Origin of the sequence: Amycolatopsis sp. WAC 01375, from assembly GCF_003947325.1 — a bacterium.
Taxonomy (GTDB): domain Bacteria; phylum Actinomycetota; class Actinomycetes; order Mycobacteriales; family Pseudonocardiaceae; genus Amycolatopsis.
In genome coordinates this window covers 172,657-194,115 of sequence record NZ_QHHW01000010.1, presented here as the reverse complement: position 1 = coordinate 194,115, position 21,459 = coordinate 172,657, and the positions used below count along the sequence as shown (strand labels likewise).

The 21,459-nt window shown below is 67.6% G+C and carries 27 protein-coding genes; 14 read left to right on the top strand and 13 right to left on the bottom strand.

Annotation, left to right across the window (positions count from 1 at the left end):
• Window positions 1-72: 72 nt before the first annotated feature.
• A complete protein-coding gene (locus DL991_RS03210; RefSeq protein WP_125780731.1) occupies window positions 73-705 on the bottom strand; it encodes an NAD(P)-dependent oxidoreductase in 633 nt (210 codons plus the stop codon).
• 96 nt (window positions 706-801) lie between these two features.
• Between DL991_RS03210 and DL991_RS03205 the strand changes: the two genes are divergently transcribed.
• Window positions 802-1,401, top strand: a complete 600-nt coding sequence (locus tag DL991_RS03205; RefSeq protein ID WP_125780729.1) for a TetR/AcrR family transcriptional regulator — start codon at window positions 802-804, stop codon at window positions 1,399-1,401.
• 203 nt (window positions 1,402-1,604) lie between these two features.
• Here the strand turns inward: DL991_RS03205 and DL991_RS03200 are convergent, their stop codons facing one another.
• The gene (locus DL991_RS03200) at window positions 1,605-2,105 is read right to left on the bottom strand and encodes a GbsR/MarR family transcriptional regulator (RefSeq protein WP_125780727.1); all 501 of its coding nucleotides are present in this window, start codon (window positions 2,103-2,105) and stop codon (window positions 1,605-1,607) included.
• Between the two features lie 94 nt (window positions 2,106-2,199).
• On the opposite strand from DL991_RS03200, the gene DL991_RS03195 reads away from it, so the two are divergent.
• Complete coding sequence (locus tag DL991_RS03195; protein ID WP_125780725.1) at window positions 2,200-3,096, top strand: ABC transporter ATP-binding protein; 897 nt, start codon at window positions 2,200-2,202, stop codon at window positions 3,094-3,096.
• Window positions 3,093-4,727, top strand: coding sequence for an ABC transporter permease (locus DL991_RS03190; RefSeq protein WP_125780723.1), 1,635 nt, complete (start codon window positions 3,093-3,095; stop codon window positions 4,725-4,727). The genes DL991_RS03195 and DL991_RS03190 overlap by 4 nt, the downstream gene beginning before the upstream one ends.
• Before the next feature lie 42 nt (window positions 4,728-4,769).
• On the opposite strand, the gene DL991_RS03185 is transcribed toward DL991_RS03190, so the two are convergent.
• Entirely contained in the window at window positions 4,770-5,162 is a 393-nt protein-coding gene (locus DL991_RS03185) for a hypothetical protein (RefSeq protein ID WP_125780721.1), read from the bottom strand.
• Window positions 5,163-5,194: 32 nt separating this feature from the next.
• Here DL991_RS03185 and DL991_RS42545 point away from each other — a divergent pair, with 32 nt between their 5' ends.
• Window positions 5,195-5,527 carry a hypothetical protein gene (locus tag DL991_RS42545; RefSeq protein WP_158632583.1) on the top strand — a complete coding sequence of 111 codons (333 nt, stop codon included), beginning with the start codon at window positions 5,195-5,197 and terminating at the stop codon, window positions 5,525-5,527.
• A 61-nt stretch (window positions 5,528-5,588) separates the two neighbouring features.
• Here the strand turns inward: DL991_RS42545 and DL991_RS03175 are convergent, their stop codons facing one another.
• From DL991_RS03175 to DL991_RS03160, 4 genes are all read right to left on the bottom strand, one after another.
• Window positions 5,589-6,164 carry a TetR/AcrR family transcriptional regulator gene (locus DL991_RS03175; protein ID WP_125780799.1) on the bottom strand — a complete coding sequence of 192 codons (576 nt, stop codon included), beginning with the start codon at window positions 6,162-6,164 and terminating at the stop codon, window positions 5,589-5,591.
• Window positions 6,165-6,338: 174 nt separating this feature from the next.
• Window positions 6,339-7,124 carry a metal-dependent hydrolase gene (locus tag DL991_RS03170; RefSeq protein ID WP_125780797.1) on the bottom strand — a complete coding sequence of 262 codons (786 nt, stop codon included), beginning with the start codon at window positions 7,122-7,124 and terminating at the stop codon, window positions 6,339-6,341.
• A gap of 54 nt (window positions 7,125-7,178) precedes the next feature.
• Window positions 7,179-7,532 carry an STAS domain-containing protein gene (locus tag DL991_RS03165; protein WP_125780717.1) on the bottom strand — a complete coding sequence of 118 codons (354 nt, stop codon included), beginning with the start codon at window positions 7,530-7,532 and terminating at the stop codon, window positions 7,179-7,181.
• Window positions 7,533-7,746: 214 nt separating this feature from the next.
• The gene (locus tag DL991_RS03160) at window positions 7,747-8,055 is read right to left on the bottom strand and encodes a WhiB family transcriptional regulator (RefSeq protein WP_125780715.1); all 309 of its coding nucleotides are present in this window, start codon (window positions 8,053-8,055) and stop codon (window positions 7,747-7,749) included.
• 143 nt (window positions 8,056-8,198) lie between these two features.
• Here DL991_RS03160 and DL991_RS03155 point away from each other — a divergent pair, with 143 nt between their 5' ends.
• The 3 genes from DL991_RS03155 to DL991_RS03145 all read left to right on the top strand — a co-directional run bounded on the left by DL991_RS03155 (window position 8,199) and on the right by DL991_RS03145 (window position 9,888).
• Window positions 8,199-8,615: an anti-sigma factor gene (locus DL991_RS03155; protein WP_125780713.1), complete on the top strand. Its 417-nt coding sequence runs from the start codon at window positions 8,199-8,201 to the stop codon at window positions 8,613-8,615.
• Window positions 8,612-9,385: a SigB/SigF/SigG family RNA polymerase sigma factor gene (locus DL991_RS03150; protein WP_125780711.1), complete on the top strand. Its 774-nt coding sequence runs from the start codon at window positions 8,612-8,614 to the stop codon at window positions 9,383-9,385. The genes DL991_RS03155 and DL991_RS03150 overlap by 4 nt, the downstream gene beginning before the upstream one ends.
• A gap of 77 nt (window positions 9,386-9,462) precedes the next feature.
• Entirely contained in the window at window positions 9,463-9,888 is a 426-nt protein-coding gene (locus DL991_RS03145) for an ATP-binding protein (RefSeq protein ID WP_125780709.1), read from the top strand.
• Here the strand turns inward: DL991_RS03145 and DL991_RS03140 are convergent.
• The gene (locus DL991_RS03140) at window positions 9,857-10,333 is read right to left on the bottom strand and encodes a MarR family transcriptional regulator (protein WP_125780795.1); all 477 of its coding nucleotides are present in this window, start codon (window positions 10,331-10,333) and stop codon (window positions 9,857-9,859) included. The two genes, DL991_RS03145 and DL991_RS03140, sit on opposite strands and share 32 nt — an antisense overlap.
• Window positions 10,334-10,388: 55 nt before the next feature.
• Here DL991_RS03140 and DL991_RS03135 point away from each other — a divergent pair, with 55 nt between their 5' ends.
• Window positions 10,389-11,024, top strand: coding sequence for a nitroreductase family protein (locus DL991_RS03135; RefSeq protein WP_125780707.1), 636 nt, complete (start codon window positions 10,389-10,391; stop codon window positions 11,022-11,024).
• Here DL991_RS03135 and DL991_RS03130 read toward each other — a convergent pair.
• Both DL991_RS03130 and DL991_RS03125 read right to left on the bottom strand, forming a co-directional pair.
• Complete coding sequence (locus DL991_RS03130) at window positions 11,002-11,658, bottom strand: alpha/beta fold hydrolase (protein ID WP_125780705.1); 657 nt, start codon at window positions 11,656-11,658, stop codon at window positions 11,002-11,004. The two genes, DL991_RS03135 and DL991_RS03130, sit on opposite strands and share 23 nt — an antisense overlap.
• Window positions 11,659-11,686: 28 nt before the next feature.
• A complete protein-coding gene (locus DL991_RS03125; RefSeq protein WP_125780703.1) occupies window positions 11,687-12,355 on the bottom strand; it encodes an HNH endonuclease family protein in 669 nt (222 codons plus the stop codon).
• 156 nt (window positions 12,356-12,511) lie between these two features.
• Here DL991_RS03125 and DL991_RS03120 point away from each other — a divergent pair, with 156 nt between their 5' ends.
• Entirely contained in the window at window positions 12,512-13,504 is a 993-nt protein-coding gene (locus DL991_RS03120; protein WP_125780701.1) for a tetratricopeptide repeat protein, read from the top strand.
• Here DL991_RS03120 and DL991_RS03115 read toward each other — a convergent pair.
• Window positions 13,501-14,394 carry an SWIM zinc finger domain-containing protein gene (locus tag DL991_RS03115; RefSeq protein WP_125780700.1) on the bottom strand — a complete coding sequence of 298 codons (894 nt, stop codon included), beginning with the start codon at window positions 14,392-14,394 and terminating at the stop codon, window positions 13,501-13,503. The two genes, DL991_RS03120 and DL991_RS03115, sit on opposite strands and share 4 nt — an antisense overlap.
• A 4-nt stretch (window positions 14,395-14,398) precedes the next feature.
• Complete coding sequence (locus DL991_RS03110; RefSeq protein WP_125780698.1) at window positions 14,399-15,067, bottom strand: SDR family oxidoreductase; 669 nt, start codon at window positions 15,065-15,067, stop codon at window positions 14,399-14,401.
• A 47-nt stretch (window positions 15,068-15,114) separates the two neighbouring features.
• Between DL991_RS03110 and DL991_RS03105 the strand changes: the two genes are divergently transcribed.
• The 5 genes from DL991_RS03105 to DL991_RS03085 all read left to right on the top strand — a co-directional run bounded on the left by DL991_RS03105 (window position 15,115) and on the right by DL991_RS03085 (window position 20,250).
• Window positions 15,115-15,675 carry a TetR/AcrR family transcriptional regulator gene (locus tag DL991_RS03105; RefSeq protein WP_125780697.1) on the top strand — a complete coding sequence of 187 codons (561 nt, stop codon included), beginning with the start codon at window positions 15,115-15,117 and terminating at the stop codon, window positions 15,673-15,675.
• A gap of 84 nt (window positions 15,676-15,759) precedes the next feature.
• Complete coding sequence (locus DL991_RS03100; protein ID WP_370305422.1) at window positions 15,760-16,203, top strand: very short patch repair endonuclease; 444 nt, start codon at window positions 15,760-15,762, stop codon at window positions 16,201-16,203.
• Between the two features lie 89 nt (window positions 16,204-16,292).
• Entirely contained in the window at window positions 16,293-18,389 is a 2,097-nt protein-coding gene (locus tag DL991_RS03095) for a helix-turn-helix domain-containing protein (RefSeq protein WP_125780693.1), read from the top strand.
• Window positions 18,386-19,348: a hypothetical protein gene (locus DL991_RS03090; RefSeq protein WP_125780691.1), complete on the top strand. Its 963-nt coding sequence runs from the start codon at window positions 18,386-18,388 to the stop codon at window positions 19,346-19,348. The genes DL991_RS03095 and DL991_RS03090 overlap by 4 nt, the downstream gene beginning before the upstream one ends.
• Window positions 19,345-20,250 (top strand): DUF6339 family protein, encoded by a 906-nt coding sequence (locus DL991_RS03085; protein WP_125780689.1) that lies wholly within the window; start codon window positions 19,345-19,347, stop codon window positions 20,248-20,250. The genes DL991_RS03090 and DL991_RS03085 overlap by 4 nt, the downstream gene beginning before the upstream one ends.
• Here DL991_RS03085 and DL991_RS03080 read toward each other — a convergent pair.
• Entirely contained in the window at window positions 20,237-21,433 is a 1,197-nt protein-coding gene (locus DL991_RS03080; RefSeq protein WP_125780687.1) for a DNA cytosine methyltransferase, read from the bottom strand. The genes DL991_RS03085 and DL991_RS03080 overlap by 14 nt on opposite strands.
• Window positions 21,434-21,459: the final 26 nt, after the last annotated feature.

Below are 21,459 nucleotides of genomic sequence, written 5' to 3'. Positions count from 1 at the left end.
CTTCCGCGTTTCGTCACCTACTTGCGGAAAGTCGCGCACGCAACAAGCGCAAGTAGGTGACTGGTTGCGGGATCAGCCGTGGGCGATCGAGACGGTCTGGTGGACGAGAGAGTCGTCCGCGGCCGCGCGGAGCAGGTAATCGGCGACGTCGGCGCGGTTGATGCTGTAGCTGCCACGGACGTTGCCGTCGGTGCGGGCGGCGATGGCGCCGGTGTGCGGCCCGTTCAGCAGCCGCGGCGGGCGCACGATCGTCCAGTCGAGATCGCTCGCGCGCACGATCCGTTCGGCGGCGATCATGTCCGCGAAGGCGTGCCGGAGGACCCTGCCCAGGATCGGCTTGACGACGTTCCTGGTGAAGAAGGCGTCGCCGTCGACGAACGGGCCGCTGGCGCTCACCAGGAGCAGCCGCCGGGTCCCCGCCGATCCGAGCGCGGCGACGGCGGCGTGCGCCCCGTCGGTGACGACGGTCGTCGGGGTCCGGTCACGGGCGCCGAGCGCCGAGATCACCACGTCACGTCCGGACACTGCTTCGGTCAGCGCGCCGTGCTCGGACAGCCCGGCGACGACCACCTCCAGCAGTTCGCCCTCGACCTCGAGCCGGGACGGGTCGCGGACGATCGCCGTGACGTGGTGCCCGGCGGCCAGCGCCTGCTTGACGACTTCGGAACCGACCCCGCCCGTGGCACCGAGAACAGTGAGCTTCATGGTCACGCCTTTCTGGGTTAGTGAACACTCACCCACTATGGTGAGTGTTCACCCACCACTTGTCGAGCGAACGCTGAGAAGCCCTCAGGAGCGAATATGGGAAGCCGCGAGGAGATCGTCGCCGCGGCGGCGAAGGTGATGCGCGAGCAGGGCTACGCGCACGCCACGACCAAGGCCATCGCGCGGGCTGCGGGTTACTCGGAGGCGTTGCTGTACAAGCACTTCAAGGACAAGACCGAGATCTTCATGAGCGTGCTCACCGAGCGGCTGCCCGCGCTCGGGACGACCTTGGACGAGCTCATGAAGACCGCTGGGACGTCATCGGACACCCCGCTCGGGGCGAACCTCGCGCGGCTGGCGCGGATCACGCTGTCGTTCTATCTGGAGAGCTTCCCGATCGCGGTGTCGCTGTTCTCCTCGCGGGAACTGCTGGCGACCCATCGGGAACGGGTCATGAGCAGGGACGGCGGGCCGGACGTCCCGCTCGGACGCGTCATCGGGTACCTGGGGGAAGAGGCCCGGCTCGGCAGGATTCGCGAGGACGCGGATCTGGAGGCGTCGGCGTCCCTGCTGCTCGGCGCCTGTTTCCAGTACGCGTTCCTGGCGTCCTTCGAGGACCGCGAGCCGCCCGCGGAAGAGCTGGACCGGTGGGCGGAGAGGCTGGCGGCGACGTTGGTGGTCGCGTTGGCCTCGTGAGGGGTGATTCGGGTTAGAACCCGAAGGTGGCTTAGGTACCTACGTGGTTCCGGCTGCGGTTGATGGCAGGCCCGGGTCCGTGGGGATGTCGTGAAGGGTCCCTTTGAGACGGTGAAGGTCTCAAAGGGACCCTTCACGACATGAGAGTTCGACGCCGGGCCGTCGGAAGCACTGAAGCAGCTACGGCTGGGCGAGCCTCTGGCCTACTTGCCCTTTTCGGCCCGCATCTCGTGCCACTTCGCGTACATGTCGTTGAGCTCCTTGATCATGAAGCTCAGGAAGTCCCGCATCTCGGCGACCCGCTCGCCGGCCGGCGTGCCCTCGCCCAGCGCCGAAACGCCCTCGTCGGCCGCGTCGCGCCACAGGGTGATCATGCGGTCGCGTTTCATGAAGGTGGCGTACCAGAGGTCGTCGAAGAGCCGGTAGTGGTCGCGGCGCGAGCCGGGCTCGCGTTCCTTGGCGACCAGGCCGATCTGTTCCAGCCAGCGCACGGCCCCCGAGATCGCGGCCGGGCTCACCGAGAGCTGGTCGGCCAGTTCGGCCGCGGTGAGGCGGCCGGCGTCGGTGGTCATCAACGCGGCGAACACCCTGGCGGGCATCCGCTGCATCCCGATCTGGGAAAGCGTGAGGCCCAGGTGCTCCACGTAACGGCGGACGGCGTCCTCGTCTCTCTGGGTGCTCGAAGCACTCTCAGGCGTCGTCATGGGCACATCCTCTCGTACATCCCCCAGAGTGATCACACCATCCATACGTTTTCTTAACTTCACAACTTCATGAAATCACTGTACCTTCAGATCCATGGAAAACGCCATCTCCATCTCCGGCCTCCACAAATCCTTCGGCCGGACCAAGGCTTTGGACGGCCTTGACCTGCGGGTACCCGTTGGGGAGGTGCACGGTTTCCTCGGCCCGAACGGCGCGGGGAAGTCGACCACCGTCCGGGTCCTGCTCGGTCTGCTCCACGCGGACTCGGGCGACGTCCGCCTGCTCGGCGGCGACCCATGGAAGGACGCGGCGAGCCTGCACCGGCGCCTCGCCTATGTCCCCGGCGACGTGAACCTCTGGCCCAACCTCTCCGGCGGCGAGGTGATCGACCTGCTGGGGCGGTTGCGGGGCGGGCTCGATCAGCGCCGCCGCAAGGATCTGATCGAACGGTTCGACCTCGACCCCAAGAAGAAGGGGCGCACCTACTCCAAGGGCAACCGGCAGAAGGTCGCGATCGTGGCCGCGCTGGCCTCGCACGTGGACCTGCTGATCCTCGACGAGCCGACCTCCGGTCTCGACCCGCTGATGGAGGCCACCTTCCAGTACGCGATCCAGGAGGAGCGCGAGCAGGGCCGCACGGTGCTGCTGTCGAGCCACATCCTGGCCGAGGTCGAGGCGCTCTGCGACAAGGTCAGCATCATCCGCAACGGGCACACCGTGGAGACCGGCACGCTGGCCGAGCTTCGGCATCTCACCAGGACGTCGATCTCCGCCGAACTCGCCGGCCCGCCGAACGGGCTGACGAAACTGGAGAACATCCACGACCTCAAGGTCGAGGGCAACCGGGTCCGCTTCGACGTCGAAACCCGTTCCCTCGACGACGCGCTGCGTCAGCTCACCCAGGTCGGCGTCCGCAGCCTGACCAGCCAGCCCCCGACTCTGGAGGAGCTCTTCCTCCGCCACTACACCACCGAAGCGAGCGCGAAATGACCGCGACGCTGGACCGTCCACTGGTCGCCGGACCGGCGCACGGACTGGTCGGCACCTGGCACCTGACCAGGCTGGCGCTGCGGCGGGACCGGATCGTCCTGCCGATCTGGATCGTCCTGCTCGGGATCATGCCCTCGACGTCGTCGGGGACGTTCGAAACGCTGTACCCGACGGCCGCCGAACGGGCCGGGCTCACCGCGAGCATGGGCGCGAACCCGTCGCTTTCGCTGATCTACGGCCCGGCCTTCGACCTTTCGACCGCGGGCGGGTTCACCGCGTGGCGGCTCGGCGGCTTCCTCGCGCTGGTCGTCGCGCTGATGGCGGTCTTCACCGTCACCCGGCACACCAGGGCCGAGGAGGACACCGGCCGCGCGGAACTGCTGGCCTCCGCGGTGGTCGGCCGGTACGCCCTGCTGACCGCGGGTGTGCTGGTGTCCGCCGGGGCGAGTGTCCTCATCGGAGGAGTCGAGACCGGGCTGATGATCGGCGCGAAGCTGCCCGTCGAAGGTTCGTTCGCGCTCGGCGCCGCCACCGCGGTGACCGGGCTGGTCTTCACGGCGGTCGCCGCGGTCGCCGTCCAGGTGGCCGAATACTCGCGGACGGCCAACGGGATCGGCGCCACCGCCGTCGGGGTCGCGTTCTTGCTGCGCGCGGTCGGCGACTCGACCTCGGACGCGACCTGGGTCTCCTGGCTGTCCCCGATCGGGTGGGCGCAGCGGATCCGGCCGTTCGCCGACGAGCGCTGGTGGGTCTTCCTGCTGCCGCTGGCCGCGACCGTGGTCGTCGGCGCCATCGGCTACGCGCTGCTCCCGCGGCGCGACGTCGGCACCGGCATCATCCCGCCGCGGCCGGGCCCCGCCGCGGCGGCGGCGTCGCTGCGCAGCCCGTTCGCGCTGGCGTGGCGGCTGCACCGGGGCCCGTTGATCGGCTGGCTGATCGGCACCGCGGTGTGCGCCGCGGTGTTCGGCTCGGTCGCGAGCGGCATCGGCGACGTCGTCGGGGAAAGCCGGCAGGCGAAGGAGATCTTCCAGCGTCTCGGCGGCACGGACGGGCTGATCGACGCCTTCATGGCGGCGATGACCGGTCTGTTCGCCATGGTCGTCGCGCTGTACGGGGTGCAGGCGGCGTTGCGGATCCGCGCCGAGGAGACCGCGATCCGGGTCGAGCCGCTGCTCGCGACCGGCGTGGGCAGGCTGCGGGTGCTGGGGAGCCATCTCGTGTTCGCGTTCGGCGGCACGGCGCTGATGATGGTGGTCAGCGGTGTCCTCTTGGGACTGTCGAACGGCATGCGCGCGGGCGGTGTCTCCGGCTCGGTCGGGGACATGGTGGTCGCTTCGCTGGCGCAGCTTCCGGCGGTGTGGGTGGTCATCGGCCTCGCCGTGACGCTCTTCGGCCTGGCGCCGAAGCTCTCGACGGCGGCGTGGGCGATCGCCGGGCTGGCCTTGCTGCTCAGCCTGTTCGGCCCGGTGCTGAACCTGCCGCAGGCGGTCGTGGACGTCTCACCGTTCTCGCACGTTCCGAAGCTGCCCGCCGCGGAGTTCACCGCGACACCGCTGGTCTGGCTGACCGGGGTCGCCGTGGTCGCGCTCGTGGCCGGGCTCATGGGCTGGCGGCGTCGCGACGTCGGCTAGCCACAGGGGATGACCGTGGAGGCCGTTCATCGGGGGCGGCCTTCACGGTCCTTGCCGTACTTCACCGCCGGACGTCACGACCAGTTTCGCGCCCGGCACACCGCCTCCGCAGTCTTCGCCCGCGGGGTAGGTGATCACCGGGGTCACGTCGAGGACTTGGGGTTTCCCGTCGTCGAAGGTCACCGTGGTCCGGACCGGCGCGGTCGGCAGGCCCCGGGTCGGGATGAAAACGTGCTCGCCGCCGGGCGCGGACTCGGTCACACAGTCGCCGGCCCAGCACAACTCCAGCGACACCCGGGTGACATCGGCGGCCACTTCCGGCGGGATGTCGAGGGAGATCCCCTCCGACAGGCCGATGGCCGGACAGGCCTTCTCGCCGGAATGGCACGCGGTCGAGGTCGCGAGCAGGAGCAAGAAAACGGGTAGCCGCCGCATACCCGGACAGACGGCGCGAGGGACCGTCCGGGTTGCCTCAGTCTCTCCGGTATCCCGTCCCGGTCGTGCTGGGCGGGAGCGCCGTCGAGGTGGACGGTGACTCGGGCGGCGTCACGGTCCTGGTCACCGTGCGCGGCGCCGGCGTGCTGGTGCGGGTGATGACGAGCGGTTCCGGCGCGCTTCCCGGCACGGTCACCGTGACCGGCCCGACCGAACGGGAGGTCGTCGTCGGGGAGGGTGTCGTGCCGACTTCGTGGACGCGGGGCTGTGGCTCGCGGCCTGCCACCAAAAGGGCGGCGACGAGCAGTCCGGTGGCGAGACCCGCGATGGCCGCGACCGTGACGGAACCGGTGGTGGGACCCTGACTCGACATCCGGCACCCCCTCGCCATGCGAAGCGCAGGTACGAGGACTTCTCGCGTTGATCTTACGTTCTGTTACTCAGCGTGCAAGTTGAGTGGCTTGTGCGCAACCCGTCGATCACGACCCGCACGAGGTGGCGTTCCTCGAGCGAATACCGTTCCGCGGCGAGGCAACCGGCGATCAGGGCGCGCAGGTCGTCGCCGTCGATGTCCTCGCGCACCGCGCCCGCGGCCTGTGCCCGCGTCAGCAGCGCCTGCGTCGCCGACCGGAAATCGTCGCCCGCGTTCGCTTTGAAACCCAGCCCGGTCGTCTCGGCGAGGGCGTCGCACAGCGCCCGGTTGCGGGACGCCTGCTGGACGACGCGTTTGAAGAAGTCGAAGAACGCTTCACCGGGGTCTTCGGCGGTCAGCAGGTCGCGTGCTTCCCGCGCGAACTGTTCGAGCCGGTCGAGGACGACGGCCTGGAAGAGCGCTTCCTTGCTGGGGAAATGCCGGTACACCGTGCCCGCGCCGACACCGGCGATGCGGGCGATCTCGTCCAGGGGGACGGCGAGGCCGTTGACGGCGAAAGCCTCTTCGGCGGCTGCGAGCACCTTCGCTCGGTTGCGGCGCGCGTCGGCGCGCAGCACTGGCTTGTCCACTGTTCCCCTCCTCAACCGGGTCCGGCGTTCCGATTCAACGCCGCCGCCGGCGAGGGCATTCCTCAGGAGGGACTGAAGGGGTTGCGAAAGCCACTTTCGCAACCTTCAACGTTGCGAAAGTGGCTTTCGCAACGTCAGCGGCCGTGAAGGCGAGCGGTCCGCCGAGGGCACAGCTCAGTGCACCGCGGTCTGCGTGCCCTCCGGCGTGAACAACCCCTGGACCGTGGTGAACAGGTACTCCCAGACGCCCGGGATCAGCAGCACCGCGGCGACCGCGAACACCGGGAAGATCAGCCGGTTCTCCACGTTCTTGCCGGTGCGGAACCGCAGCGGCTTCGGCGGCCGGATCTCGTACCAGGTCTCACCCGCGATGGGGATGGGGAACAGGAACGGGCAGCCGGACTCGGTCAGCGCGTCGCCGAGGCAGTGCACGAAACACCCGGCCGCGACGGCGATGCCGAGCCAGCCGGAGATCTCCGCGAGTTGCGCGGCCTTGTCCGGCGGGGCGGTCCACACCCACCACGCGACCGCGGCGCCGCTGACCGGCAGCAGCCAGTCGCCGAGCGCGCCTTCCGCGAGCAGCAGGCCGAGGACGACGACGCCGAACACCGCCCACGGTCCGCCTTCGGTGGTACCCCAGGAGGTCAGGAAGCCGAGGCCGACGGCGAACAGCACGGTGTGCGAGAGATGACGGTGCTTACCGGTGACCTTCTCGTCCCGAGGTCCCTTGGTCAGCGCGTAGAGAGCCGCGGAGACCCGGCGAAGCAGCCAGGAGATCGCGCCGGTGAACCATCCGAGCAGCTTCGACGCGCGAGCGCCCGGGTGGTCGAGGTCGGGCAGGAGGGCGAAGCCTGCCGTGGTCGCGGCGAACACGACCGCTTGGTGCACCGTGCCCGCGCCGACCACGGGTGCGAGCGCGAGCCCCGCGCACCAGCCGGTCAGGGCATGCGTCCGCCCCATCATCGTGCAGCCCCCAGGTGTCGCGGATCACGAGCCCACGACCGTAGCGGGGGATCAGGCGGGGGGCTCCTCCGACACGCTGAGGTGCTCGGCGACGCCGGTGAGCTCGATCACGCGGCTCACCTGCGGGCTGGGCACCACTTCGAGCTCGACCGCCTTCTCGGCGGCCTGGCGCTGCGCCTGGAGCACCACGTTCAGCGCCGAGGAATCGAAAAAGGTCACACCGGTCAGGTCGGCGACCACCCGGCCCGACGGTTTGTCCGTGATCAGGGCCCCGAGGGTCTCCTGAAGCTGCGGGCTCGTCAGCAGGTCTAGCTCACCGGTGACCACCACACGCGGTTCAGTCGCGTCGGCGTCCAGCGTGATGCTGAAACCGGGCGGCGTGGTGTTCTGGTCCGCTGCGGGCATGCACATTCTCCTCATCAGGTGAGAACCGACGCTCAGCGCCGGAACGCGCCTGTGGTCTCAAGCGACGGCCGCGCCCAGTCCGGACACGGACGCACGCTCTTCTTCGGCGGGTAGGCGTGGCTGTCCCCGCAACGACAGTCCCAACCCTAACCCAGTACGGACGGGGCGCCGCGATCGCCGTCGCGCGCGTCGCCGACCGGTGCCCGGGACGCGCTCAATGCGCGGTCAACGTCTTGCGCCCGGCGCGGCGTTCACGGAGGAACAGCTCGCGGCGCTCGATCTCGCCGAGACCACCCCAGATGCCGTAAGGCTCCTGCACCGCGAGCGCGTGCTTACGGCACTGCGCCAGCACGGGGCAGGTCTGGCAGATGGCCTTGGCCCGCGATTCGCGCCGCTCACGGGCCGAACCACGCTCGTTGTCCGTGTGGAAGAACAAGCTGCTGTCGGCGCCTCGGCACGACCCACGGAGCTGCCAATCCCACTCTTCCGCCACCACGTTCGGCAGCCGGCTCACGTCAGCCATGTCGGTCCCCGCCTTCCCAGGAGATCGTTTGTCGCCGGTTACATGCCCGCCCCCTGCGCGCGTCAAACGTGGGTTTGGTTTGCTCACACCCAGGGAAGTGATCCAGCACCGGACCGGCAGCGCTGCTCGAGAGAGGAACACACGTGGTGGACAACACCCCGCCCGGCGGGGAGGGCGCTCAACTCATCGAGGTACGCACGGCCGCGGTACCGCATGTGGTGCCGACTCTCCGGACGATCGTCGCGGATATCGCGATGCGGCAGGACTTCGATCTGGACGCTGTCGAAGATCTCAGAATGGCGGTGGACGAAGCCTGCTCCATGCTGCTTCCCTCCGCCACCGACGGCCATCTGACCTGTGTTTTCTCGTGGAAGGACGGGCGGATCGAAGTGACCGTCTCCGTCCTTTCGGACTCTCCGGAACCCGATGACGAGACCGGGCTGTCCTGGCAGTTGCTCACCGCTCTGGCGACGTCCGCGCGGCGGAGTGTCGTCCCGGCCGACGGCGGCTACCTGTCGAGGGTGGAACTCATCCGGGAGAGCGAGGCGGCCCGGCCGTGACGGAACCCGTCGGGCAAGACGGCGCGGATGTTCCGGCCCTGTTCGAGCGTATGTGCGCGTTGCCACTAAACGCGCCCGAGCGTGAAGGGCTCCGAGACGAGCTCGTGCGCGCTCATCTGGAGCTCGCGCGCAATCTGGCGCGCAAGTTCCGCAACCGGGACGAGTCGATGGAGGATCTGGTCCAGATCGCGACGATCGGGCTGATCCACGCCGTCGACCGGTTCGATCCCGGCCAGGGCAGCGATTTCCTGGCGTTCGCGGTCCCGACCATCTCCGGCGAACTACGGCATCACTTCCGCGACAACAGCTGGTCGGTCCGGGTGCCGCGGCGGCTCAAGGAGCTGAACGCCAACATCTCGGCCGTGCGCGAGGAGCTGACGGTCCGGCTTTCCCGCGCGCCGAAGCCCAGTGAGATCGCCGCCCATCTCGGCGTCCCGATCGACGAGGTCTACGAGGGCCTTCGCGCCGGTCAAGGCCGGTACGGGGCCTCGCTGGACAACCTCCTGGAGAACTCGGCGCACACCCGCTTCGGCGAGGCGGACGCCAACTTGAGCCAGGCGGAGCTGCGCGAGGCGTTGCGGCCGATGCTGGAACGGCTGCCCGACCGGGAGCGCAAGATCGTCGCGCTGCGGTTCGGGTCCGGGATGAGCCAGTCGGATATCGCGCGCCGGGTCGGGGTGTCCCAGATGCAGGTGTCACGTTTGCTGGCCTCCACGCTGAAGAAACTGCGTGAAGGATTGGCCGAGACGGAACTCACGGACGGGACCTGATTCGACCTCGGCTCTTGTGGGTATCAGGGAGGCGAACAGCGGATCTGAGAGTCTCTCGTGAGGGGAGGTGCGGAACCATGACGATGTCCAAGACGCGATCGGAGGGCTCGTTGCCGGTGGCCTCCCTCCCCTTGCCGGTGGATGTGACGGCGCCCGCCGTCGCGCGGCAGGCGGTGCGGGCGACTCTGATCGGCCTCGGCCTTGACGGCCCGGCTGTCGACGACGTCCTCTTGGCGACGTCCGAATTGGTCACGAACGCTTTCGAGCACGGCGAGAAGCCGGACAGGCTCGAGGTCGAGTACGCCGAGGGAAGGCTCACCCTGCGGGTCTTCGACTCCGGAACGAAACGGCCGAAGCTGAAGGAACCGTCGCCGATGGCGGCGCGCAGCCGCGGTCTCCAGCTGGTGCACGCGTTGTCCGAGGACTGGGGACACGAGCTCTGCTCCGGCGGCAAGTACGTCTGGGCCGTGTTCAACCTGGACCGGGCCGACGCCCCAGCTTGAGCGCGGCGTCCGTTTCGGCGATGCGCTCCCGGAGCGACTTCCGCTCCAACGCCGCCACGGCGGCGACCAGCACTTCCCTGAGCGGGTACGGCAGTTCGGCTTCCAGCTGCTCGGCCGCGGCGCTGGTCGCGGCCCACTCGGCTTCGAGTGTCGGCATCAGGCGCCGCGTCTTCTCGGTCAGCGAAACGATCCTCTGCCGGGCGTCCGTCCCCGGCCGGAGCGACACGAGGTCCTGGCGCGCCATCTGCGCGATGGTCTGGCTGGCCGCGGAATGCGTCACGCCGACTTCGATGGCGAGATCGCGGATGGGCAGCGGCCCGTGCGTGACGATGGCGCGAACGAACGGCGTGAACCGCGGACGGTAGTCCCCCAGCCCGATGTCTTCGAAGAACGCGGAGACGTCCGCCTCGGTCAATTCGAGGACATGGCGCAACAAGGTGCCCATCCCTCGTTCGCGCGGCGGCCTCCCCACCAGCGGATCATAACGACATAATCTCCGGATGACGCCCGAAGAGCTGCTGACGACCACCCGAACCGTCCGCAAACGACTGGACCTGTCCCGGCCGGTCCCCCTCGAACTGGTGAAACACGCCCTGCAGACCGCGTTGCAGGCGCCGAGCGGATCGAACACCCAGCGCTGGCACTGGCTCGTGATCACCGATCCCGGGCAGCGGGCCGAACTCGGGAAGCTCTATCAGCGGGCGTGCCGCGAGTACCTGGACTCCCCGAACGCGGCCGGGAAACTGTTCGCGGACGACCCCGAACGGTCGAAGGTGCAGAAGCGCGTCGGCTCCAGCGTCGAGTACCTGGCCGACAAGATGGGCGAGGTGCCCGTGCACGTCATCCCGTGCCTGGAGACGAACAGCGCCGAACTGCCCGCCGGCAACCAGGCCCCGCTGTGGGGGAACCTGCTGCCCGCGGTGTGGAGCTACATGCTCGCGGCGCGGGCGGTCACGCTCGGCACGGCGTGGACGACCCTGCACCTCGCGTACGAGAAGGAGGCCGCGGAGATCCTCGGCCTGCCGGAGAACGTGCACCAGGCCGCGCTCATCCCGACGGCGTTCTACACCGGCGACACCTTCAAGCCCGCCGCGCGTCAGCCGCTCGAAGAGGTCATGCGGCTGGATCGCTGGTGAGATAGGACTCCAGCCGGTCCGCCAGTTCCTTCGGGTGGCTCAAGGGCACGGAGTGGGAGCCGTCGATCTCGTCGGGCGCGAACCCGAGCCTGTCCTGGACGACCCGGCGTTGGAAGTCGGGCGTGAAGAAGCGGTCTTCGCGCGCGATGAGGACCTTCGTCGGGACGTCCGGCCACTTTTCCAGCGGCCACGGCTGTCCCCATTCGGCGCTGACCTGGTTCCGGCCGTGCGAGCCCGCGTCCGCGACGATGGCGGCGGGGACGCCGTTGTAGAACTTCTCCTCGTCGCTGAGGTCCTTGGCGTCCTCGAAACCCGTGTTGCCCCACCACTCCCCTGGTGTCTCGCCCGGTTTCGGGATCATCGGGGTCAGCATCACGAGAAGCCGCGCCGAAAGCTTCCCGGCGGCGATCGGCGCGGTGAAGCCGCCGTAGGAATGGCCCAGCACCACCAGGTCTTCACGGTCGCCGACCGCGTTCACGACCGCGTCGACGTGCTCCGGGAAACCCGCCTTCTCGTCCTCGATCGGCAGGTTCACCGCGACGACGTCGTGGCCGCGGCCCGCCAGTTCCGCCTCGAGGAGGTGGAAGTCCCAGGCGCTGCCGCCACCGCCGTGGATCAGTACGAAGGTCGTCATGGGCCCAGCCAACCCGAAGCCGGGCTGATCAGCAACGACCGAGCATGTCGCCCAGCGCGCTCTTCTCCGCGGTGGTGACCGTGAGGCCGTAGTAGTGCTTCACGGTGATCCAGTCGGTGGCGTAGGTGCACCAGAACGAGACGAGCGGCGGCTTCCACTGGTCCGGCGCCTTGTCGCTCTTCTCCTGGTTGACGTTGTCGGTGACGGCGAACAGCTGCGGCCGCGTCAGGTCGTTCGCGAACTGGCGCCGCTTCTCCTCCGTCCACGACTTCGCGCCGCTGACCCAGCTCTGCGCGAGCGGGACCATGTGGTCGATGTCGACGTCGGTCGGCTTGGTCCAGGTCTCGCCGTCGTAGATGCTCGTCCAGCTGCCGGAGGTCGGGGCGCAGTCGGAACCGGCCTTGACGTCCTTGCCGTCGCGTTTGAGCACGAACTCGCGCGTGTTGCAGTTGTTGCCCTGGTTGTCCCAATGCGGGTACTTCTTGCGGTCGTAGCCGTCCATCGAACCGCGCGGCGCGACGGTGAGCTCGTCCAGTTGCTTGCGCGCGTCAGCGGCGCTGGCCGTGTTCGCCGGGGTGGGTTGCAGCGCGTCGCCCTTGCCGCTCACGAACCAGAAGACCGCGAGCACGACGGCGGCGAGGGTGATCAACAGGAGCAGCCGCTGGGCCGTGGTCATCTGGCGGGTACGCGTGGCCACCGCGCGATTCCTCTCGACGGGGGATGGGGAGCGCCAAGTATCGCCGCGACGGATGCGGAAACCGGGTGCGACACGACGATGACACCCGGTAGTTGTTGTCACATCCGGGTCCTGCGCGGCGACTACCCCAGGGACGCTGCCGGAAGGAGCGGGCTTGTGGGCGACGGAAAACGTAAGTGGAACACCCGGGTCGACGACTATCTGAACCGGAAGGCCGCGGAGCGCGGACACGTGATCGCCATGGCACGTATGGGATCCACCGCGTTGGAGCGCGGCGATCTCGACGAGGCCGAGGTGTGGTTCCGGAAGGCCGCCGAGGGCGGGGACAGGGTCGCGATGGGCAACCTGGCACACCTCCTCGCCGAACGCGGCGTACCGGAGAAGGCCGAACGTTGGTACCGCGAAGCCGCGACCGCCGGTGATTCGCATGCCATGTCGCATCTGGGAAATCTCTGCGCGCGGCGGGGTGACGTCGCCGCCGCCGAGGACTGGTGGCGGCGCGCGGCCACCGAGGGCCGGGTCGAGGCGATGGCGGAACTGGCGCGGGCACTGCATCGTCGCGGCGAGCTCGAGGAAACCGAGTACTGGGCGGGCGAGGCTGCCGAGGCCGGCAACGTCGAAGGGATGATCACGCTCGGCGCCGTGCTCTGCGACACCGGCCGGACGGCCGAAGCGGAACCCTGGTGGCGCAAGGCGGGGGAAGAGGCCGACGCTTCCGCGCTGTGCAAGCTCGGCCACCAAGCCCAGCAACGGAACGACCTCGCGCGCGCCGAAAGCTGCTACCACGCGGCCGCGGCCGCCGGCGCCCCCGAAGCCGCCGTCCGGCTGGGCCTGGTGCTGCACCGCCGCGGCGAACTCGATGCCGCCGAACGCTGGTATCTCAAGGCCGCCAAACGGGGCGACGCCGCCGCGATGACGAACCTGGGTGTGCTGGCCAACGACCGGAACGACCCCGGCGAGGCCACCGCCTGGTACCGGAAGGCCGCGGAACTCGGCAGCGTCCCCGCGTACACCAACCTCGGCAGGCTGGCCGCCGACCACGGGAATTTCCAAGAGGCCGAGCACTGGTTCCGCGCGGCCGCCGACACCGGCGACCAGGCCGGGCTACGGGATCTGGAGGAGCTGTACCGCAACCGGCAGCGGTTCTAGGCGCGCCAGTTCCGCATCGCCGCGAACCCCTCGCGCAGCCGCTGGAGTTTGCGGCTGCGGTACGGGTCCTCGCCGTCGTCGAGCCGCCACCGCTCCTCGACGCCGGCCCGGAACACCGCGAGCCCCTCGAACCCGAGGCCCGCGGTGAAGTCCGCGATGTTCACGTCGACGCGGCCCGACCCGTCGAGATCCAGCCGTAGCAACCACTCCGCGAGTTCCTTGGGCTCCGGCGGTGAATCGGCGCAGGCCTCCGCGTACAACGCGAGCGCGCCCGCCACCTCGGAGCCGAGCGCGCCGAAGGAGTCCTCGACGAAGTCCAGCGCCTCCACCACCAACTCGATGACGCGGCACAACAGCGGCCCGTCCATGAGTTCCCTGGCGGTGGCGAGCACCTCGCGCACCTTCTCGGTGTACGCGACCGTGCCCTGGAAACCGACGAAACCGCGCAACCGCAACGTTCCCTCGACATGCCGCCGCAACGCCTCGAGGTCCTCGCGGCCCGCCTTGAGCGAAAGTTTCCGGAACAGGGCCGGGTCCTCGTTCGCGTGCCCGACGAGCAACTCGACCAGCTCGGCGTGGGCGAGGGTTTCGACGTACCCGCGGATGTCGGCCGCGCCGCCGTCCGCCACCCCCTCCAGGACCAGCAACCCGACGGCCACGCAGTGCTTGCAGAAGAAGCCGTCCGCCGCGTGCGGGCAGGAGCACTCGCCGACCAGCTCGCCGTCGACGTTGCGCAACCGGACCGTGTACCGGTCGGTGCCGCTGACCACCGCCGCGACCCCGCCCGCGACGTCGTCCAGCGTCTCGACCGACTCCAGGTACTTGGCCCCGCGCGCGAAGGAGACGTCACCGGCCTGCCTGCGGAGCTCGTCTTCGCTGAACCACGTCACCGGCCTATTCTGCGCCTTGGCCCGGCGGCCCGAGGAACAACCCGCCGCTCGCGTCGAGGACCTGCCCCGTCACCCACCGGGCGTCGTCGGAGGCGAGGAAGGCGACGACGTCCGCTATGTCCTCCGCGGTGCCGAGCCTCCGGTGCGCCGTGAGGGTTTTGATGGCGGCCTCGAGCTCCGGGGTGAAGATCTCGCCGTTGTCCGCGGTCCTGGTGGCGCCCGGCGCCACGACGTTGACCGTGATTCCGCGCGGTCCGAGCTGATGGGCGAGGGTGCGGCTCATCGTCTCGAGCGCGCCCTTCGTCATCGCGAAGGAGGTCTGCGCCGGGTTGGCCATCCTGGTCGCGACCGACGAGACGTTGATGATGCGGCCGCCGTCGTTCAGCGGTGCTCGCTGGATGAGGAAGTACGGCGCCTTCACGTTCACCGCCATCAGGCGATCGAAGCTCTCGGGTGTGTCCGTCTCGATCGGCCCTGCCGGCTGGGCGGCCGCGTTATTGACCAGGATGTCCAGGCTGTCGATGCCTTCGAGGGCTTTGTCGACACCTTCCATGGTCGACAAGTCGGCCTGCTCACTGTCTTGCCGCAGGACGGTTACGCCGTCCTGCTCGAGCCTCCGCGCGATCGCCGCCCCGATCCCCCGCGACGCCCCCGTCACCAATGCCGTCTTCATGCGCACCCCAGATGTTAGTGACTAACACTTTTGGTAGTGTCTACCACGTGAGCCTTCGAGACCGCCAGCGCGCCGAAACCCGGCTTCTTGTGCAGACGCACGCCATCCGCCTCTTCACCGAGGTCGGCTACGACGCGACCACCGTCGCCGACGTCGCCGCGGCTGCCGGCGTCTCGGCGATGACGGTCTACCGGCACTTCCCGACGAAGGAGGACCTGGTCCTCTACGACGAATACGACCCCGTGACCGCTTCTGCCGTTCTTGGGCAGCCTCCTGGCCCCTTGCCCCTGCGGATCGGGCGCGCGCTGGAGACGACCGCCACCCTGGGGTCTTCGCAGGAGAAGGCGTTCCTGCTGGCGCGGCTGCGGCTGATGATCTCGGTTCCGGCGCTGCGGGCGCGGCATCTGGACAGCCAGTACGCGACTGCTGATGCGATCGTGGCCGCTCTCGGTGGTTCTTCGCCTGAGGAGGAGTTCCGGGCGCGGGCCACGGCAATGGCGTGCCTTGGGGCGGCGCATGTGGCGCTTGTGCGGTGGGCGGAGACGGACGGGGAGGCGGATCTGGCGGGGTTGATCCGGGAGGCGCTGACCAGCGTCTTTGGCGACTAGCCTGGTGCGACCCACAGCTTGACCTCGACATCACCACCACGCCCACCCGCAGTCCGCGATCGACGAGTTGCCAGACTGGCAAGAGTGAAGCGACTCACGACATCCCCCGAGACGAGCACTCGGATGAGCAAGCAGAGGTCGCGCAACACGCAGATCGAAGTCGAGCTTCGTCGCGCCCTGCACGCGGCCGGTTTGCGATTCCGTATCCACCGACGCCCGCTCAAGGGAGTGCGGCGCGAAGCGGACATCGTATTCGGCCCCACTCGGGTCGCGGTCTTCGTCGACGGATGTTTCTGGCATGGCTGCCCCGAACACGCGACATGGCCCAAAACCAATGCCGACTTCTGGCGAACCAAGATCGAGACGAACCGCAGGCGCGACCTCGACACGGACCGGAAGTTCGCCGAAGCCGGATGGCTGGTTGTCCGCATCTGGGAACACGAGACGGTGACCGCCGCAGCAACCAAGATCGGCGAGACGGTCCGAAAACGTCGCCTGGCACCCTTCCTGAACAGCCGAAATAGCTAACGTCAAGCCATATTTGACACTCTCGCAATTGTCAAATACAGTTGTCACCCTCAAGTGTTACGGATCAACGTCGAGGGGTGGCGGCAGGGATGTCCTCCGAAGAAGTCGAGAAGTTCGGCACGTGGCTGGCCCGCCAACTTCGACGCACGGGAGTGACCCAGGCAGATTTCGCGGCACGGCTGGACGTCACACGGGCCGCCGTATCGGCATGGGTCAACCACCGTGCCGAACCCCGCGAGGAAATGAAGCGCAAGATCGCCACCCAGCTCGGCACGGACCCGTCCGCGCTGTTCAACCTGTCGGCCGACGTGGCGGTCGAACTACCACGTGGTTGGCAACACCGCCCCGGCCACAACGACGGCGGACGTGAGTACGGAAACGCCGCGGCTTTCGCCTTCGACGCCGATCTCGCCGGACTCGCACGCGAAGCAACGCAGAACTCCCTTGACGAACGCTATGACGACAATGAACCAGTCCGTGTGCATTTCACCCTTCACGAACTCACCGGCGAGCATCTGGATGCCTTTCAGCAAGCCATCCAGTGGAATTCGCTCCAGGCGCACTTCACCGAAGCGGCCAAGGCCGACCAAAAGGTTTCGCGGAGCCTGCGAGTCTCCCTGTCCAACTTGGCTGAGACCAGATCGCTGGTCCTCCTTCGGGTCGACGATTACAACGCGTCCGGCCTCACCGGCTCCGAATACGACGACGGGCGATATGCCGCAGTCGTCCGTCGTCAGCTCGACAGCCACAAGCACACCGGCGGGCAGGCAGGCGGCTCGTACGGGCTGGGCAAAGCCACGCTATGGGCAGCGAGCCGATTCGGCATGGTGTTCATGAACAGCACGTTGTCGCGACCGTGGGAGGGACGTACCGAACGACGAGTCGTCGGCCGTCTCGACCTGCCATGGCGCGAGGTGGAAGGACGCCCCTATGCGGGCCCAGCCTGGTTCGGGGAGCCCGAGACCGAAACACGGTACGCCGGCGTCTCTCGCTCCTGGTGGGCCGACGAGCGGACTCTCGCCGACCTGCACCTTACTCGCGCCAGCTCTGAACCGGGGACTTCCTTCCTCGTCGTCGGCGCGCACGACGCATCGGGGTTCGCCGAGACGCTGGAAGAGATGCGCAACAAACTCGTCCGCTCCCTTGAGGACAATTTCTGGGCGGCAATGGTGGGCGGTCGTACCGCGGGCCCTCTGCTTGAAGCCCAAGTGACGACACTGCGTAACGGCCATGTGGACAAGCCGGATCACCGCGTCGACCCACGCCAACGCCATCCTGCTCTCACTCGCGCATTGAAGTCCTATCTGGACGAGGAGACAGTTTCAGAACTGACCACTTCGGATCAGGTGGTCAAGGCCGAAGTCCCCCTGACCGTTCCCCCGCTGAAGGGCAAGGGTTTCAGGGGAAAGGGGATCACTCACGACGCGGTCTTGCTGCTCACCCACACCGACGAAGAAGACGAGCCTCTCAACCACGTGGTCCTGATGCGGGGCAATCGAATGACGATCACGGACCACAGGCCACGTGAACTGCCGTTGGGAGCATCGCCGTTCCGTGCCGTGTTGCTCGCGGGCGCTGCCACCCGCGGAAAAGGCGAAGACATACAGCTCGCCGAGGAGTTCCTCCGCGCGTCCGAACCACCCGAGCACAACAAGTGGGACCGCACCGAAGAACTCACTTCGCTGTACGAACGCGGCGCGCAAACCCGGCTCCGGGAGTTCCGCACAGGCATCGACGAGACAGTCCGGCGCCTGGTCGGACGCCGCGAGTCCAACACCGACGAGGGGCCGTCGTCGCTGCTCGAACTCTTGCAACTGGACGGTTCGGGGTCTCCCGGCAATCGTCGCGCGCCGGGCACAGCCGCGATCGACAAGGCCGAAGCACGGGTCGACAGCACCGGTGCCTGGAACGTTCGAGTGACGCTCAAGCTCCCTGATGCCCAGGACGTGTGGCAGCTCGCCCCGGTCGCCAAGTTCGCCGTGCGTTCCGGCGGCCGTCCGAGCGTCGAGTGGATGTCCCTGAGTCCGGTCGACAGTTGCCGGATCGAGGATGGCCATGTCCTGGTCGAACCTGGCGTGCGAGCAGCCACCTTCGAAGGCGTCACCGACCCCGCCACTCATCCCGTGAAGGGCAATCTGGCCCGTCTCGTCGTCGATCTCCAGAAGCCGCGCGGAGGTGTCGCGTGAAGCAGGTATTTCCCTACAAGACACTGTTCGGCGATGTCGAACTCGAAGTAACATCTGTCGCCGTCGACGGCGACGAGCTGCCTTATACAAGGATCTCGACAACCGATCGGGTCGTGGCCCTGCACAGCATCGGCCGCGACCGCTGGGAAATTGCGACGCTCGGCCTGCGTGCGACGACACCGCAGGAGCAAGGGCCGTGGGAAGACGTCCGCTGCGTGGCCGTCCTCACCGAGTCCGCAACGAACGCACGCCGGGCAGTACCCCTGACCAAGATAGGCGAGGGTTCCTGGACCGGATCTATCGACTTCGTGCGGAGCAAGCATGTTCATCGCGCGACGCTGTCCCTCGCCATCGTCGCCACGGTCGACGGGGTACCTGGCCGGATCATCGGGTCGACGGAGAAAAATTGGTACGCAGACCTGCATGCCGCCACGCCCCGACGTCGGCAGCAGGTCGAAATCGAGAAGATCGACTTCCAGAATGGTCCGCAGGAGTGGCTTCGCCAGTACCAAGATGCACCGTGGATCATCGACACGACCGGTACGACACCGAAGGTCTACCTCAACACCTCCGCAATTCCCGAGCTGATCGAAGTTCTCTATGCGAAGGGCGCCACGCCAGAAGAGCGGGCCCTCCGCGACACGACGTCCGCCCACATCGCCCACGATGCCTGGGTGGCTATGTTCGAGAGCGCGATCAGCAGCCTCGAAGTGGACGAGGGGACGCCGTTGTTGCCCGACGACTGGCGCAAGAATGTCATCCAGTCGATGCTGCCGAACGTCCTCCCCGGCAGGACGTTCTCGGACGCGCTCTACGAAGTCCACAAACGACAGCAAGACGGCTACGGCTGGTCCGAACTTCAGACCGGGATCCATTACGCGGCCGCGAAACGCAGCCGAGTCACCCGACGCCTGACCGATGCGGTCCGCACCGTCAAGGCTGAAAGGGGTACCCGATGAAGACCTCCGAAGTAGGTGTCGAAATCCCGGAGGTTCTGGGATCTCTTCCGAACGCCGTCGTGGCCAGGCACCTCACCATCGGTATCCTGTCCGGTCACGAGACACCGCCGCGACTGGCACTGCGGAAGGCAGCAAGCCCGATGCCCGAGGGCGAAATGCGATGGCGGACGGCGCCGATCCGGGCGCTGGTCGAAGAAGCGATGCGTCGTTTCCAGGACCTCCGCACCCCGAAGGCCAGAGCAGTGGCCGACGCATGGCTGGCTCCTCGGCTGCACGCGAGTATGCGGATGACTCGCGCGGAGGCAGCCGATAGCGGATTGTGGAACTTCCTCGCCCTGGTCGTGGCACCGGACTACGTCATCTGGCGCCACTTGGGCAAAAAGGGTACCAATGCAGTTCGGTTCAGCGGTCGTCACGACCTCCAGGCCTTCTCGCGCTTGTGGTGGGCCGCTGAGCTCTTTCGCAACGGGAGTGACTACAGGACAGTCGAGCTGGCATGTCGTTCCCAAGACGTACTGGGATCCCCCATGCGGCTCGATGTGATCGACCACCGTCCGACGGCGTTAGCGTTTCTTCGTGTCCTGCAGGATCCGCTGACCGAACGCCGTCCTCGGCACGGTGACCTCGTGAATTCCTTGTCATCCGCGGTGAATACCGCCGGAAGCACGTTGTTCTATGACGTACTCGCGCCGGAGGAGCCCACCGACGACGACGCTCTCCGCCTTTGGATCGAGGATGCAGCCGAGATGCCGGCAGTCCCGTGGGACCGGCTCCCTGTCGGCCCCGATGACGGGGCGGTCAGCGACGCTACGATCGCGCGCTTGACCCCCCTTTTCGAACGCCTGCTCAAAGAAGCTCCGGCCAGGGATCGAAGCAAGAAATCCAAGCCTATAGACGAGTGATGTCGAGTTGCTCGGCTTCGGCTGTCAGCGGGACGGTCTTGACCGGACATGAGTCCTTCGTGGCCGTCCAGCTGCCCTTGACGGCCGAGTCGAGGCTTTCCTCCACCGGCTTTCGTCCGAGCGCCGCAGCCAAGACGTGAACGGCAAGACGCGGTGGGATGGCGTTGCCGATCTGCTGACCTACCGCCTTGCCGGACCACGGGTAGTCCTTGGGAAAGGTTTGCAGACGACCTGCCAGAGGGGGAGTGAATCGATCTTCGGTCCCGTCTGACATGACCACTCGGTTTCTCGTCACTTTCCCGGTCACGGTCGCGGCCGGTTCGACAGACTTTCGCTCACCGCGAGCCTTGGGATCCCCTCCGGTGCCATAGTTCGAGACGACCTTGAACGATCGCGGGATTTCCGTGGCCTCGGCCATGGTCACCCATTCCCGCAGCTCGGGATCACCTTCTGCTCTCTTCACACCCTTGCGATACCGGCGATGCGTCGGCTCAGGAAGCCTGGGAACCTCTTCATTCGTCAGCCGCGCAATCAGAATCGCACGCTTCCGAGTCTGCGGTACCCCGAATTCCTCGGTATGCAGGATCCCGCACACCACTCGGTACTTCGAATCCTTCCGGGCAGTCGCCGTTTTTCCCGACTCTCCGGATCGCACCGATTCTTTGAGCGATTCTTCACCCAAGCCTTCGAGAGCATCTTTATAAGCGAGCCAGACAGGGAGCACAGCGGGTACCTGCTCCAGCACGATGGCTTCGTACGGGCGACCGGCCTGCCACGCCTCGATCGCCCAGCGGAGGGGTTCCAACACCAACCCGGTGCGCTCGTCGTCCAGCGTTTTCAGCTCAGGTCGGACGTCGTGGCCCGCGCCCATGCGTTTGACGTAACCGAGGACCGTCTCCAGGGCTCGCCGACCTTCGCCTCGCCCGGCGACCGTATAGGTCTGGCAAGGCGGGCCGCCGGCGAGCACGGTGGCTTCCGGGAAGTCTCGAGGACCAAAGTCTCTGACGTCGGCATGGAGCGTACGAAGACCCGCCGCCTCGCGGGTCGCACACGCGTCGTCATCCCATTCGACGCCGTCCACCGTCACGCCGAGCCAGTGTGCAGCTACGTCGAGTCCGCCTGGTCCGGCGAACAGGTCGACCATGTGGACCTGTTCGACTGTGTTGGGTGGTTCCGCGGTCATGGTCCCGGATCCTATCCGGGACCATG

Excerpts from the sequence above, each read along its gene's own strand:
- DL991_RS03210 (WP_125780731.1), bottom strand. The coding sequence starts at position 705 with ATGAAGCTCACTGTTCTCGGTGCCACGGGCGGGGTCGGTTCCGAAGTC.
- DL991_RS03205 (WP_125780729.1), top strand. The coding sequence starts at position 802 with ATGGGAAGCCGCGAGGAGATCGTCGCCGCGGCGGCGAAGGTGATGCGC.
- DL991_RS03200 (WP_125780727.1), bottom strand. The coding sequence starts at position 2,105 with ATGACGACGCCTGAGAGTGCTTCGAGCACCCAGAGAGACGAGGACGCC.
- DL991_RS03195 (WP_125780725.1), top strand. The coding sequence starts at position 2,200 with ATGGAAAACGCCATCTCCATCTCCGGCCTCCACAAATCCTTCGGCCGG.
- DL991_RS03190 (WP_125780723.1), top strand. The coding sequence starts at position 3,093 with ATGACCGCGACGCTGGACCGTCCACTGGTCGCCGGACCGGCGCACGGA.
- DL991_RS03185 (WP_125780721.1), bottom strand. The coding sequence starts at position 5,162 with ATGCGGCGGCTACCCGTTTTCTTGCTCCTGCTCGCGACCTCGACCGCG.
- DL991_RS03170 (WP_125780797.1), bottom strand. The coding sequence starts at position 7,124 with ATGGGGCGGACGCATGCCCTGACCGGCTGGTGCGCGGGGCTCGCGCTC.
- DL991_RS03165 (WP_125780717.1), bottom strand. The coding sequence starts at position 7,532 with ATGCCCGCAGCGGACCAGAACACCACGCCGCCCGGTTTCAGCATCACG.
- DL991_RS03160 (WP_125780715.1), bottom strand. The coding sequence starts at position 8,055 with ATGGCTGACGTGAGCCGGCTGCCGAACGTGGTGGCGGAAGAGTGGGAT.
- DL991_RS03145 (WP_125780709.1), top strand. The coding sequence starts at position 9,463 with ATGACGATGTCCAAGACGCGATCGGAGGGCTCGTTGCCGGTGGCCTCC.
- DL991_RS03140 (WP_125780795.1), bottom strand. The coding sequence starts at position 10,333 with ATGGGCACCTTGTTGCGCCATGTCCTCGAATTGACCGAGGCGGACGTC.
- DL991_RS03135 (WP_125780707.1), top strand. The coding sequence starts at position 10,389 with ATGACGCCCGAAGAGCTGCTGACGACCACCCGAACCGTCCGCAAACGA.
- DL991_RS03130 (WP_125780705.1), bottom strand. The coding sequence starts at position 11,658 with ATGACGACCTTCGTACTGATCCACGGCGGTGGCGGCAGCGCCTGGGAC.
- DL991_RS03110 (WP_125780698.1), bottom strand. The coding sequence starts at position 15,067 with ATGAAGACGGCATTGGTGACGGGGGCGTCGCGGGGGATCGGGGCGGCG.
- DL991_RS03095 (WP_125780693.1), top strand. The coding sequence starts at position 16,293 with ATGTCCTCCGAAGAAGTCGAGAAGTTCGGCACGTGGCTGGCCCGCCAA.
- DL991_RS03085 (WP_125780689.1), top strand. The coding sequence starts at position 19,345 with ATGAAGACCTCCGAAGTAGGTGTCGAAATCCCGGAGGTTCTGGGATCT.
- DL991_RS03080 (WP_125780687.1), bottom strand. The coding sequence starts at position 21,433 with ATGACCGCGGAACCACCCAACACAGTCGAACAGGTCCACATGGTCGAC.